We start from the raw sequence: 11,807 nt of genomic DNA on the forward strand, positions 1-11,807 counted from the left end.
TACAACAATTAAAGCGGCAGCTCCAAGGCATAGGAGAAAAGCGCCGATCACGCGTGCCATACCCGAAATAACCAAGTTCATGGTGCGCTCTAACGCCCTAGCTCAGCAGCGGGCCGGCTTTAGGGCCCGTCGGCTGGAGCGCCTTGTTGGGCATGACCCTCACCTCGTTTCCCTGGCCAGCATAAGCGGAATGAGCTCTTCGTCGTTGGCTGCATGCGGTGGTGTTACCCCGATGAGATTTTCTTCTTTTACGACGTTCTCGGCCAACGAATATTCGTCTTCAGCCAGCCATAGATGTGCTTCTTCTCGGCTTTTAAACGTGTGATATCGACCATCGAGGTCTAGCACTACGGCCGTCCCGTCGGAACATATCTGCAAGCGCGCCCAATGCAGTGCCGGAACGGCACCCCATTCCAGCCACCATGTCGTTTCAACCGCGCTTTGCTTTTTCATGCCCAACGCCAATTAGCTACAAAAATGTCGGATAAACCGGCCTGATCGATCTTAGGCGTCATCTTGTCGCCTAAACCGACGTTGCGAATTACGGTGACAGCTTACCCATTCTCCCAGGGTCGTTAAGGTTCCGTGGCTATTCGCTACTCGCTTATCGCTTCGGCCTGCTCAGCAGGTCGATGGTCATCTGCTCGAACTTCGGCAGGTCGATATCGAGCACCGCCTGCACCGGGCGCTCACCTAGGCCTGGACCGCTGCCGACGGCCCAGCTCAGCGTGTTGCCGTAGCTGGCGCTGAAGCTGGTGTCGACATCCTCGAGCACGGTGCTGCTCCTGGTGATGATCGAGGGATCGAGCCAGACCGCGGCGGCGAGTTCGTCCCACATCGGGAATGACTGACCGAACTTGACGAGGTAATCGTCGAACGGTGCCTTGCCTTTCGCGATCTCCTTGAAGAACTCGGGCTTGAAGAAGGTCTTCGTGGTCGGGTCGACGGGCACCTGGATGATCTTCGGCCAAGGCTGGTGCAGCACGATCGACGCGGCTTCCGGATCCCAGCGCATGTTGAATTCGCGCCGTGGGGCGTTGACGTACTCGGCGGCGAAGGCGTTGTCGGCCGCGATCGGGTTGAAGCTGCCGCCCATGAACACGAGTTCCTTGGCGAGCGAGGCGAACTGCGGATCGAGCGCGGCCGCAACGGCGAGATTGCTCAGCGGCCCGCCGGCCCAGACCGTGATCTGGCCCGGGAATTCGTTAACCTTGCGCACCAGGAAGTTCGCCGCGCTTTCCTTCTGCACCTTGAGCTTCGGCGTGCCGGCCGGCGAGGGCGGCAGCAGGTAAGGATCGGCGTGATACGGAGAGCGCTGCAGCGCGCCCTGGTCGGGCCAGACTTCGGTCCACGCGCCCTTGTAGTAGAGCGGGCCGTATAGCTGCTCCCAGAGCTTGTTGCGCGCCTGCGTGTTGACCAGCGGGAAGACCGCGCCGGCGTAAACCGGGATCTCCGTGCGGCCGGCGATTTCGAGCAGACGCAGCAGGTGGCCCACTTCCTCGTCGCGCCAGCCGTCGCCGCTGGTGACGGTGATGCCGAGTACCTCGACATCCGGCGCCTGCATCAGCATCAGGATCGCCTGCAGGTTCGAGGAGGCCGGGCCGAAGGCGTCCTGGTCGATGATGATCTTGCGCTTCGCCGCGGCGGCTTCTGCGCCGAAGGCGAGCGTGAGGCTCAGCGCGAGCGTGAGGAAGGCGCGCAGCTTGGGTAAGCCGATGAGGGTTTTCATGGTTTCGGGTGATGGCGGGGCAGCGATGAAAAAGCCGCAGCAAGGAACCCGCCAGACTCGAGACGCCCCCGGAAGCTGCCCGGGCTCAGCGAACCTCGAAATTGCGCCGCGCGATCAGCTGCCCCTGCGGCGTGCGCAGGTCGACTCGCCATTTGCCCTGCGGCGCCACGCCGAAATGCTGCTTGCGGCTGTAGGTGCGGAAGCCCGCTTCGCGACCGCCGTCGATCTGGGCCGGGATGCGGTCGACGACCATGCCGTCGTGCACCCATTCGAACACCACCGCTTGTGACAGGCCCTGCGGCGCCCGCACAGCGACGAAGGCGCTCAAGGAAGCATCGGCGCCGACCAGGGTCGCTGCATCCACCGAAGTGATCGCCGGGCCCGGCTCGTGGCCATCCATCGCGGTGGTGATCCGGGCATCGCGTACCCAGAGGCCAGCCGGCGGAATCGCCGCGCGGCCGAACCAGGCGAGCGCCAGGACGGTGGCCAGCGCCAGCGGCATCGCGAAGCGACGCAGCCGCTGGCGCCAGCGCAGCGGTTCGTTGCTGGCGGTGTTGAGGTCGAGCGCCGGCACCCAGGTGCGCGGCAGGCTGGCGATCAGGATCACCGACGTGGTCGCGAAGGCGATCGGCAGCGCCAGCTCCACCGGCAGATGCACGGCGATCGGCAGGATGCTCAGCGCGGCGACGAAGCTGCAGGCAGCGTGGAAGGCCAGCGACAGACCGGCGTTCGGGGCGATCCGGTGCCAGTACAGCGGGTCCAGGGTCGCGGCCAAAGCCAGGCCGGCGGCGAGGGCGACGAAGGCCATCTGCTCGGGCACCCAGTTCATCGCGATGAACAGGAATGGCAGCGAGAAATAGAGCAGTTCCTGCTGCACCTGCTGAGTCAGGAAACGCGCCGTTGCCGGTGGCAGCCGGCCACGCGAATGGCGGCTCAGCCAGCCGCCGATCAGGTCTTCGAGCAGCAACCACGGCCAGCCGATCAGCGCAATGAAAGCCATCATCCGCGCCATGCTTTCGCCGCGCTGCACCAGCACGAAGCTGCCGATGCCGAAGGCCAGGCTCAAGGTCGGCAGCAGGGCCGGATAGCGCGCCAGAAAGCTCAGGCCACGTTCCAGCAGTGGATTGCGCGGCAGGCTCGTCGACAGGTTGGTCGGCTGCTCGGGACTGGCGTTCATGGCCTAGACCGTGGCGCCGAACAGCTCGCCGACCGCAGCGCTGAGCGCCATCGCCAGCGCGCCCCAGAAGGCGACTCGCAACGCACCCTTGGTCAGCGAAGCACCGCCAGCCCAGGCGGCCGCAGCGCCAAGCACCAGCAGGCTGGCCAGCGCCGTGACCGAAGTGGCGACGACCACGGTTTCGCGGGGCGCAATCAGCACCGTCAGCACCGGCACGATGGCGCCCAGCGTGAACGCCAGCGCCGAGGCCAGCGCGGCCTGAACGGGCTTGGCGCGCAAGGTTTCGGTGATGCCGAGTTCGTCTCGCGCGTGGGCCTGCAGCGCGTCATGCGTCGTCAGCTGCTCGGCGACCTGGCGCGCCAGCGTGGCATCGAGGCCGCGACTCCTGTAGATCGCGCTGAGTTCGTCGAGCTCGTGATCGGGCTCGTGGTGCAGTTCGTCGCGCTCGCGGGCCAGGTCGGCATTTTCGGTATCGGCCTGCGATTGCACCGACACGTATTCGCCGGCCGCCATCGACATCGCCCCGGCGACGAGGCCGGCAACGCCGGTCAGCAGCAGGCTGTGCTGGCTGCTGCCGGAAGCGGCGACGCCGACGATCAGACTGGCGACCGAGATGGTGCCGTCATTGGCGCCGAGCACGGCGGCGCGCAGCCAGCCGACTCTGTCGGAACGGTGCAGTTCGGAATGGCTGCGGGACATGGGCGGCGATCGGAATGGAATGAAGGGCTGGCGGCGCGCAACTTAGCAGGCTGCCCGGCCCGCTGTTCCCCGCTGTTCTAGGGGATCGTCAGGCTTTCGCTTCGAGCAGCCGGGTCAGCAGCGCGATCTGCTCGCGCTGCATCTCGACCAGTTCCAGCCACTGCTGCTCGCGAAGATTGTCGACCTTCTGATGCAGGCCGAGGATTTCCAGTTCCGATTTCAGATTGACCTCGTAATCGTGCTCGGCCGCCTTGCGATCCTTCGCCGACTGGCGGTTCTGCGACATCATGATCACCGGCGCCTGCAGTGCGGCCAGCATCGACAGGATCAGGTTCAGGAACACGAACGGGTAGGGATCGAACGGCCCGGCGGCGCTGCGGGTCAGGAGTGCCGCGTTCAGCACCACCCAGACTACCAGCAGGCCGAGGAAGCTCAGGATGAAGGTCCAGGAGCCGCCGAACGCGGCGATGCGATCGGCAACGCGCTCGCCGAAGCCCATCGACTGATCGAATTCCTGCCCGGCATCGCGGCTGATGTGCAGCCGCTTGGCGACCCGCTCGATGACTCTTTTCTCGCTGCGGCTGACCTCATGGCCTTTGACGGCAATGCGGGCGGTCAGCTCATCGACGGTCTTGCGGTTCACGGTGACTCACTCCTGCGGGCGGGATGCCGATACAGCCTAGTCCACCAACCGTCGCTCAGAACGAACGGCCGTCGACGAACTTGCGCTCCAGAGTCGTCAGCTCGACGCCTTCCAGGCAGCGGACGTTGATCGCCGCCGTCGCCACGCCGTCGCGGCCGGTGCCGAGACCGAACGGCGCGCAGCCGCACTGCGGACAGAACTGATGGCGGATCGCGTGGCGATTGAAGGTGTAGGTGCTGATGGCTGTTTCGTCCGTCGTTATCCGCAGCGCAGTGCGTGGCACGAACGACAGCAGGGCCTGTTAACCCTCACTTTGATCGCTGCGTTGCGAGTCAAAAAGCCGCCGGGCGAGGCGCGAACCGCAGGCCATAGCCTACCTATGGTCAAGGTTCGCAACGAAGTCCCGGCGGCTTTTTGGCCGCAACCCGAAGGGGCGGGATCGTTTTTGCCCATTGCTGCCTCTCTTGTCGCGTCAATGGGTCGGCCATTGCCCGCTCCTCGTTCGTTGCACTGGGCAAAAACGACCTCCGCCGCAGCGACCAAAGCGAGGGTCAACAGGCCCCGCCCTTGCGGCTGCAGTGCGAGCAATTGCATTCCATCACCGAGTCGAAACTGCCGTCGACTTCAAAGGCGATGCGCCCGCAATGACAGCTGCCCTTGTGCGTTGTTTCCTGCGTCATGTTCACGCTCCTGGTTCGGCGTTCTTCGCCGAGGTCGAGCGTATCCGGCCGTACTGCGGGTCGTCGATGTCGCGCTAGTAGTTGACGGTGATCACCAGGCTGTCGGCATAACTGCCGGCCGCTGCCGGTTGCTGGGCGAGGATGCGGCCGTAGACGGTATGGGTCATCGAAGTGCCGCCCAGCGCGATCAGGAAGCCGCCGGTGACGCCGGTGACGTTGTCCCAGACCGTGCTGTAGCCGGCGCTGGTGTAGACGTTGTAGGGCAGCGTGTTGCCACCGGCGTTCAGGGTCCGGCTGGCGGTGCTGCCGGAGCCGCCACCGGCCAGCAGAATGCGGTAGCTGACCAGCAGGCCGACACCGGTGCAGCTCACCGTCACCGAGCCGTTGGCGAAGTCCGCCGAGGGCGAGATCGGGTCATAGCCACCGAAGGCGACGCTGCTGCTCGACGCCGTGCAGGACGCCAGCAGGGCCTCACTCGGCAGTGGCAGCCAGGCCATCAGTGCCAGTAGCGTCATTGGGGCCAGACGCTTCATGGCCGGTCACCGGCATTGGCACCGCTGGCGAGGCAGCGCAGCGCCTCGCGCTCGCTGTGGGCATCGATCGTCGCCGTGCAGCTGCCCTCCGGCCATTGGGCGCGCAGGCTTTGCGGATGGTTCGCGGTTTCCAGGTAGACCAGGCCGTCGTAGCCGACCGGCAGATCGAGCGCCTGCCCATCGAGCGAAAGCCGGGCACCGGCCGGCAGCGGCACACCGCTGGCATCGACCAGTCGTAGCCGCTGCATGGTCCGGCGATCGATCGCGAAGTGCACCGACACGCCGGATTCCGCTGGCGGCGCAATCACCGCGCCGTTGTCGCGCAGGCTGACCGCGATCGGTAGATCGCGTTCGTCGATCGCCAGGCGGTTGCGCTGGTACGGCGCGAGATCGGTCAGCAGCAGGCGGCCGTGGTCGTCGCTGCGACCGGCCCACTGATTTTCGCGTAGCACGCCGATGCCGCTGACGCCGCCGGTGTCGATCACCGCGAAGCTGTCGCGGATGGTGGGTGCCCAGTAGCCGTGGCTGTCGCTCCAGGCGAGGCTGGTCTGGGCGAAGGCGCTCGGCGCGCTGCTGCCGGTGATGCCGGCATAGCCGGCGCCGAAAGTGCCGTGTGTCGTTGCCCAGGCGGCTTCGGCTTCGCGCAGGCCATCGGCGCGGCTGTCGGCGTTGGCGCGCCAGGCCCAGCCGAGTGGCCCGGCCGGCAATTGCTGGATGCTGGCGCGGGCACCATCGCGGCCGCTGTCGTTGCTGTACTGCAGGCCGGCGCTGCCGGTTCCGGCACCCGGGGACCCGAAGGCGCTGGCCAGGCCGATGACGACGCTGTTGCCGTGATCGCCATCGAGCGTGTGCAGCCAGCTGGCATAGGCCTGCAGCCGCGCGCCCAGCGGCTGGCCCCAGCCGAAGCCGGCCAGACGGATGCTGCCAGCGCCCGGTGCATTCGCCCAGGACTGTTCGGAGACATAGATCGCGCTCGCCGTGCCGCCGCCAGGCATCCGGCAGGACAGGCGCGCGGCATCGGAGAAATGGATCGCGCCGGGGTTGCGGCCGAAATCGGTGTAGTCGCGGCTGGCGATGCGCCGGCGCAGCGACAGGCTGTAACGATCGTCGACCCGTTCGAAACCGAGGGTGGCGATCGCACCGGCGCCGGCGTCGCTGTTCGACGCCGCGACCGATGCGGTGACGATGCCGAACGGTGCCGCGAAGACATCGAGCTCGCCGCCGGCGATCTGGCGCAGATCGGTGCTGCCGGCGCGCAGCAGCAGGGTCAGCCGATCGTTGATGCCGCGGCGCAGGCTGGCGGCCAGCAGCGGTGTGGCGTAGCGGTCGTCGGGCCCGGTGTAGTCCTTGCGCAGCAGGCCGGCTTCGATGCCCTGTTCCTGCAGGCCGCTCGCGAGCAGACGTGGCGAGGCATAGAACGGCTGGCTCAGCGTCTGTTCGCGGCCGAGCGCATCGCGCAGGGTCACGCTCAGTTCGCCGGCGCCGGTCAAGGTGGGAATGCTTTCGAAGCGGAACACACCGGGCTGCAGCGGCTGGGCCGGCGACTGCTGCACGCCGTTGACGTACAGCTGCGCGGTCGAAGCCAGCGCCGCGCTGCCGGCAATCGAGGGCAGCGGAAAGGTGATGCGGTCCGGTTGCAGCGCGAACTCGGTGCCCCATTGCAGGCCACCGAAGCGCAGCGCGGTTTCCCAATCAGCACTATGGGTGATGCTGTCGCCCAGCCGCAGGCGCAGCGCCCGTTCGGGATCGTCGATCAGCCAGTGGCTGTCGAGCCGGCGCAGCCGCTGGCGATCGAGGTACAGACCACTGCGGCCGGCGCCGCCTGCGGTGAAGCCACCGAGATCGAACAGGCCGCTGGCCGAGTTGCGGCCGGCCAGGCCGCCGTAGCGGGCGTCGATGTTCAGATAGGCGCCGGTGCTGGCCACGGTGATCGGTGCAGCGTTCGAGCGATCGAAGCGGGTGCGCTGCACGCGCTGCGGATTGGCATCGACCCACAGCTCGCTGCGGCAGGCGTCGTAACGCAGAGCCAGGCTGTCATCGGGCTGCAGCACGGCCCAGCGCTGGCCGCTGGCATCGGTTTCGATGCTGGGCGGCGGCAGCGGTGTCCACTGCGTCCAGGCCTCGTACGGCGCACGCCACAACTGGTCTTCGCCGCGAATCAGCACGGTGTCCTCGGCGGCGGTGTCGGGATGGGCGTGGACCGCAAGCAAGGCGCGCTGGCTGCCCAGGGCAACGATCTGCGCGGCGTTGATCGGGCAGGGGTCGGCGGCGAACCACAGGCCGGCGTCGCCGGCCAGGGCCGGAGCTGCGAACAGCGTCGCCGTGATCGCTAGCAGTGCCCGCCGATCATTGCCGTTGCAGGGCCAGTTCATGGTCATGCAGCGGCACGCTGCCCTGCACGCTGAGCACGGCGGTCGCTGTTGCCGGCAAGGCTGCGGCGAGCTTCAGCGGGAACGTGCGGTGTTCGCCGGGAAACACGTACAGCGGGCCGGTCAAGGTCGACAGCGCCTTGCCGTCGCTGCCGGCCAGGGTGGCGGCATCGATGCGTTCGGTGATGGTGCCGCGGTTGTCGACATCGAGCGCCAGACCGTCCGAACCCTGTTCGGTGGACCAGGCCAGCGCCGAGCGGCGTTCCGCGGGCTGACGGAACAGCGGCAGATTCATCCGCAGACGCATCGCGATCTGCACCAGCGGCGTCGCGACCTGCGGCTGCGGCAGTTCCTCGACGATCACTCGCCAGTGGCCTTCGGCGGAATCGAGCTGGCGGCCGGCGAAGCCGATGCGGACGATCTGCTGATCGGCGACATCGAGCCGGAACATCGGCGGCGTGACGATCGGCGCATCGTCTCCGGTCACGGGTTCGAGCACGTCGACACCATCGACGCGGGTCCAGCGATGGACGCTGACCTGCACCGTGGTTGCGGCATTGCCGGCGTTGCTGACCAGCATCGACGTCGCATGCTGACCGGCGGCCAGTTCGAGACGCACCGGGTTGACGGTGAACGAGCCTGCTGCTGCCTGCGTTGCCAGCAGGCTCAATGCAGCAGCGACAAGCGAGGACGGCAGTCGGATGCGCATGGCGGCTTCCGGCTCAGTAGGTGACGGTGATCGCGACGCTGTCGGTGTAGCTGCCGGTCGGCGCCGCTTCACTGGCCGGAATCTGGCCGTAGACCGTGATCGTGTTGGTCAGCAAGGACGCCGACGAAGTGCCGTCGAGCGTGTCGGTGGCCGGCGTGTTGCCCCAGTTCAAGGTGCGGCTGGGATCGCGGAACAGGCGATAGCCGAGCGTGTTGCCGCCGCTGGTCAGCTTGCGCAAGGCCACCGTGGCGCCGGTGCCGGCGCCGGCATTGAGGCCGATGTTGTAAGCGGTGCCGAGCGTGCAGGTCAGGGTCACCGTGGTCGAGCCGTTCAGCGTGCTGCCCGAGGTCGGGTCATAGCTGCCGAAGTTCAGCGAGCCGTTGGAGATCAGGCACACCGAGGCCACCGAGGCACTGACCGACAGCGTGCCGCTGGCGGTGGCCGCGTTGGCTGCAGGCATTGCCGTGATCAGCGCCAGCGCGAAGGGGGCGGCGGCGAGTCTGGATCGGCCGATCAATGAGGAGAGGTTGATGCGCATGGCGGTGCTCCGTGACGATATTTCTGCGGTGCGCCGGATTTCCGGCACCGCATCAAGGTCCTGCAAACGCTGGTCCCCTGGGCGTTTGCGCACCGCTAGTCGGCACGCAAGCGCCGCTGGCCTCACAATTCGCGGCTTGCCGACGCTCAAACGCCGGTTGTCCGACTCAGGTGCCCCGTGGAAACTCTGCCGTTCTCGTCCTTGCCGCTGAATCCGCTGCTGCTGCAGGCACTCGATTCCCTCGAATACAAGGCGATGACGCCGATCCAGGCGATGAGCCTGCCGCCGATGCTCGAAGGCCGCGACGTGATCGGCCAGGCGCGCACCGGTAGTGGCAAGACCGCGGCTTATGGTCTGGGCCTGCTGTCGAAGATCGACGCAACCTTGATGAAGACCCAGGCGCTGGTGCTCTGCCCGACGCGTGAACTGGCCGATCAGATCGCCAAGGAAATCCGCCGGCTCGCGCGCTGCATGCCGAACGTCAAGCTGACCGTGCTCGGCGGCGGCATTTCCAAGCGGCCGCAGGTCGCCTCGCTGGAGCACGATCCCCACATCGTCGTCGGCATGGCCGGCCGCGTTCAGGAGCTGCTCGACGAAGGCAATCTCAAGCTCGATTCCCTGCGCGTGCTGGTGCTCGACGAGGCCGATCGCATGCTCGATTCCGACTTCGAACAGGCCAGCCGCGCGATCGTCGATCTGGCGCCGAAGACCCGTCAGACCCTGTTCTTCTCGGCCACCTTCCCGGACACCGTGCGGGCGATCAGCCGTCGCCTGCAGCTGAATCCGGTCGAGATCACCGTCGACAACGAGATCGTCACCGCGCAGGTCGAGCAGACCTTCTACGAGGTCGATCCGATGAAGCGCCTCGATGCGCTCGCGCATCTGCTGAGCACCCAGCGGCCGGAATCGGCGCTGGTCTTCGCGCACACCAAGAACGATGCCCAGGACATCGAAGTGCAGCTCGCCAAGCGCGGTTTCTCGGTGCTGTCCTTGCACGGCGATATCGATCAGCGCGATCGCGACGAAGTGCTGGTGCGCTTCACCAACGGCTCGGCGCGCGTCCTGATCGCCACCGATGTCGCCGCGCGCGGCCTGGACATCAAGGATCTGGCGCTGGTGATCAGCTACGAGCTGCCGCTGGAGCCGGACCAGCACGTCCATCGCGTCGGCCGCACCGGCCGTGCCGGCAAAAGCGGCCTGGCGCTGCACCTGTACGCGCCGCGCGAGCGCAGCCGCGTTGCCGCGATCGAAGCCAAGCTCGGCTTCAAGGCGGCAATCGGCAAGCTGCCGATGTCGGCCCTGTCACCGGATCGTCCGGTGCCGCCGGTGTTCGTCACCATCTGCGTCGATGCCGGTCGGCGCGACAAGCTGCGGCCGGGTGATCTGCTCGGTGCGCTGACCGGCGCTGCCGGGCTCGCCAAGGAAGCGGTCGGCAAGATCAACACCTTCGATACCCGCACCTATGTCGCCATCGACCGCCGCTTTGCCAAGGGCGCGATCGACGGCCTGCGCGCCGGCAAGATCAAGGGCAAGAATTTCCGGGTCAGGCCGATCGATTGAGCGGGCTGCGCGTTATTTCTTGACCGGCCCGAAACCCGCTGGCGCCTGCCGATGTCGGGTCGCCGCCTCGTAAGCGCCGGCGATCCTGAACAGCGTCGCTTCGTCGAAAGGCTTGCCGAGGAAATCGACGTTCACCGGCAGCTTCGCGGCGATCGGGCCGATCATCCTGGTGCCGCCTTCGGCGTTCTTGTCGGGCACTCGGTCGTAGACCTCGGTGGTGAAGCCGGCCGGCACTGACAGCGCCGGGAAGCCGTTGGCGCCGAGCAGCGTCCAGGCCAGGGCCGAGCGGCCGTTCTTGTTCGGTTCGGTGGGCATGCCGAGCTTGGGCGAGGGGATGTTGCTGGTCGGATAGACCACCGCATCGAGGTTCTGCTCGGCCATGCACTGGATGCCGATCTGCTGCAGCGCGAAGCGCTGTTCCAGACGCGCGGAGATATCCAGGGTCTTGTCCTTGAACTTCTCTTCCAGGCCTTTCTTCTTGTCCGAGAAACCGGTGCCGGCGCGCACGTCGGTGTAGAAGCGCGACTTGTTGATCAGGTCTTCCGTGTTCCTGATGTTGGCGTCGCCACGCGCCTGCAGATACTGATCGAGCACGAAGCGGCCTTCGCCGATGGTCTTGTCGGCACCCAGATCGCGAATGGTCAGGGTGCTGTCGGCGGGAAACAACTTGGGGTCGGCAGACATCGCCACCAGCTGCGGAATGTGATCGCCATCGGCCGGGAACAGCTTCGGGTTCTGCTGGACCAGGGCGCGCGAATAAGCCGACGGTGCGTACTTGGCCACGCACTGCTGGAACAGCGCGCCGCTGGCGCCGGGATCGACGATGGTCGCGCCGAGCTTCTGCAGATCGGCGACCGCGCGCTCGACGAGGTCGATGCTCTGCTCGTCGGCCTTGGTGAACAGCGCCTTGTTCATGAATTCGCGCAGCACGCCGATGCGCAGGCCTTTCAGGCTCTTTTCATGCGCGTAGCTCGCGTAAGGCTGCGGCGGCTTGCGGCCGATGCCGAAGGCGGTGAGTTCGTCCTTGGGGTCGTAGCCGGAAATCACGTCGAGCACGGTGGCCGTGTCTTCGACCGTGCGGCATAGCGGGCCGACTCGATCGTTCATGGTGCTGGCCTTGATCATGCCGGCACGGCTGACCAGTTCCTGCGTCGCAGCGATGCCGACGAC

General features: G+C 66.6%; 12 protein-coding genes and 1 pseudogene. 1 reads left to right on the forward strand and 12 read right to left on the reverse strand.

Annotated features, from left to right (window positions below; translation table 11 throughout):
• Positions 1 to 159 precede the first annotated feature (159 nt).
• The 11 genes and pseudogenes from Q0D45_RS13690 to Q0D45_RS13740 all read right to left on the reverse strand — a co-directional run bounded on the left by Q0D45_RS13690 (position 160) and on the right by Q0D45_RS13740 (position 9,077).
• Positions 160 to 453 (reverse strand): hypothetical protein, encoded by a 294-nt coding sequence (locus Q0D45_RS13690; RefSeq protein WP_293393761.1) that lies wholly within the window; start codon positions 451 to 453, stop codon positions 160 to 162.
• A gap of 151 nt (positions 454 to 604) precedes the next feature.
• Complete coding sequence (locus tag Q0D45_RS13695) at positions 605 to 1,729, reverse strand: nucleoside hydrolase (RefSeq protein WP_293393763.1); 1,125 nt, start codon at positions 1,727 to 1,729, stop codon at positions 605 to 607.
• Between the two features lie 85 nt (positions 1,730 to 1,814).
• On the reverse strand, positions 1,815 to 2,906 hold the full coding sequence (locus Q0D45_RS13700; RefSeq protein WP_293393765.1) for a DUF2914 domain-containing protein: 1,092 nt from the start codon (positions 2,904 to 2,906) through the stop codon (positions 1,815 to 1,817).
• A 3-nt stretch (positions 2,907 to 2,909) separates the two neighbouring features.
• Positions 2,910 to 3,605 carry a VIT family protein gene (locus tag Q0D45_RS13705; protein ID WP_293393767.1) on the reverse strand — a complete coding sequence of 232 codons (696 nt, stop codon included), beginning with the start codon at positions 3,603 to 3,605 and terminating at the stop codon, positions 2,910 to 2,912.
• An 88-nt stretch (positions 3,606 to 3,693) separates the two neighbouring features.
• Positions 3,694 to 4,212, reverse strand: coding sequence for a DUF1003 domain-containing protein (locus tag Q0D45_RS13710; RefSeq protein WP_366946449.1), 519 nt, complete (start codon positions 4,210 to 4,212; stop codon positions 3,694 to 3,696).
• A 91-nt stretch (positions 4,213 to 4,303) separates the two neighbouring features.
• Positions 4,304 to 4,531 (reverse strand): hypothetical protein, encoded by a 228-nt coding sequence (locus Q0D45_RS13715; RefSeq protein ID WP_293393770.1) that lies wholly within the window; start codon positions 4,529 to 4,531, stop codon positions 4,304 to 4,306.
• A 280-nt stretch (positions 4,532 to 4,811) separates the two neighbouring features.
• Positions 4,812 to 4,928 (reverse strand): annotated as a pseudogene (locus Q0D45_RS13720) (GFA family protein); the annotation flags it as partial.
• A gap of 74 nt (positions 4,929 to 5,002) precedes the next feature.
• Positions 5,003 to 5,461 carry a spore coat U domain-containing protein gene (locus Q0D45_RS13725; RefSeq protein WP_293393774.1) on the reverse strand — a complete coding sequence of 153 codons (459 nt, stop codon included), beginning with the start codon at positions 5,459 to 5,461 and terminating at the stop codon, positions 5,003 to 5,005.
• Complete coding sequence (locus tag Q0D45_RS13730) at positions 5,458 to 7,833, reverse strand: FimD/PapC C-terminal domain-containing protein (RefSeq protein ID WP_293393776.1); 2,376 nt, start codon at positions 7,831 to 7,833, stop codon at positions 5,458 to 5,460. The genes Q0D45_RS13725 and Q0D45_RS13730 overlap by 4 nt, the downstream gene beginning before the upstream one ends.
• Positions 7,808 to 8,539: a fimbria/pilus periplasmic chaperone gene (locus Q0D45_RS13735; RefSeq protein WP_293393778.1), complete on the reverse strand. Its 732-nt coding sequence runs from the start codon at positions 8,537 to 8,539 to the stop codon at positions 7,808 to 7,810. The genes Q0D45_RS13730 and Q0D45_RS13735 overlap by 26 nt, the downstream gene beginning before the upstream one ends.
• A gap of 13 nt (positions 8,540 to 8,552) precedes the next feature.
• A complete protein-coding gene (locus tag Q0D45_RS13740; RefSeq protein ID WP_293393780.1) occupies positions 8,553 to 9,077 on the reverse strand; it encodes a spore coat U domain-containing protein in 525 nt (174 codons plus the stop codon).
• Between the two features lie 177 nt (positions 9,078 to 9,254).
• Here Q0D45_RS13740 and dbpA point away from each other — a divergent pair, with 177 nt between their 5' ends.
• Positions 9,255 to 10,637, forward strand: coding sequence for an ATP-dependent RNA helicase DbpA (gene dbpA / locus Q0D45_RS13745; protein WP_293393782.1), 1,383 nt, complete (start codon positions 9,255 to 9,257; stop codon positions 10,635 to 10,637).
• 12 nt (positions 10,638 to 10,649) lie between these two features.
• Here dbpA and Q0D45_RS13750 read toward each other — a convergent pair.
• The coding region (locus tag Q0D45_RS13750) for an amidase family protein (protein ID WP_293393783.1) at positions 10,650 to 11,807 on the reverse strand (1,158 nt) is incomplete at its 5' end.

The organism is Nevskia sp. (assembly GCF_023266035.1).
Lineage (GTDB): Bacteria > Pseudomonadota > Gammaproteobacteria > Nevskiales > Nevskiaceae > Nevskia.

Bases quoted from the DNA above. Each gene is read 5' to 3' on its own strand.
- Q0D45_RS13690 (WP_293393761.1), bottom strand. From the start codon at position 453: ATGAAAAAGCAAAGCGCGGTTGAAACGACATGGTGGCTGGAATGGGGT.
- Q0D45_RS13735 (WP_293393778.1), bottom strand. From the start codon at position 8,539: ATGCGCATCCGACTGCCGTCCTCGCTTGTCGCTGCTGCATTGAGCCTG.
- Q0D45_RS13695 (WP_293393763.1), bottom strand. From the start codon at position 1,729: ATGAAAACCCTCATCGGCTTACCCAAGCTGCGCGCCTTCCTCACGCTC.
- Q0D45_RS13730 (WP_293393776.1), bottom strand. From the start codon at position 7,833: ATGAACTGGCCCTGCAACGGCAATGATCGGCGGGCACTGCTAGCGATC.
- Q0D45_RS13705 (WP_293393767.1), bottom strand. From the start codon at position 3,605: ATGTCCCGCAGCCATTCCGAACTGCACCGTTCCGACAGAGTCGGCTGG.
- Q0D45_RS13740 (WP_293393780.1), bottom strand. From the start codon at position 9,077: ATGCGCATCAACCTCTCCTCATTGATCGGCCGATCCAGACTCGCCGCC.
- Q0D45_RS13700 (WP_293393765.1), bottom strand. From the start codon at position 2,906: ATGAACGCCAGTCCCGAGCAGCCGACCAACCTGTCGACGAGCCTGCCG.
- Q0D45_RS13725 (WP_293393774.1), bottom strand. From the start codon at position 5,461: ATGAAGCGTCTGGCCCCAATGACGCTACTGGCACTGATGGCCTGGCTG.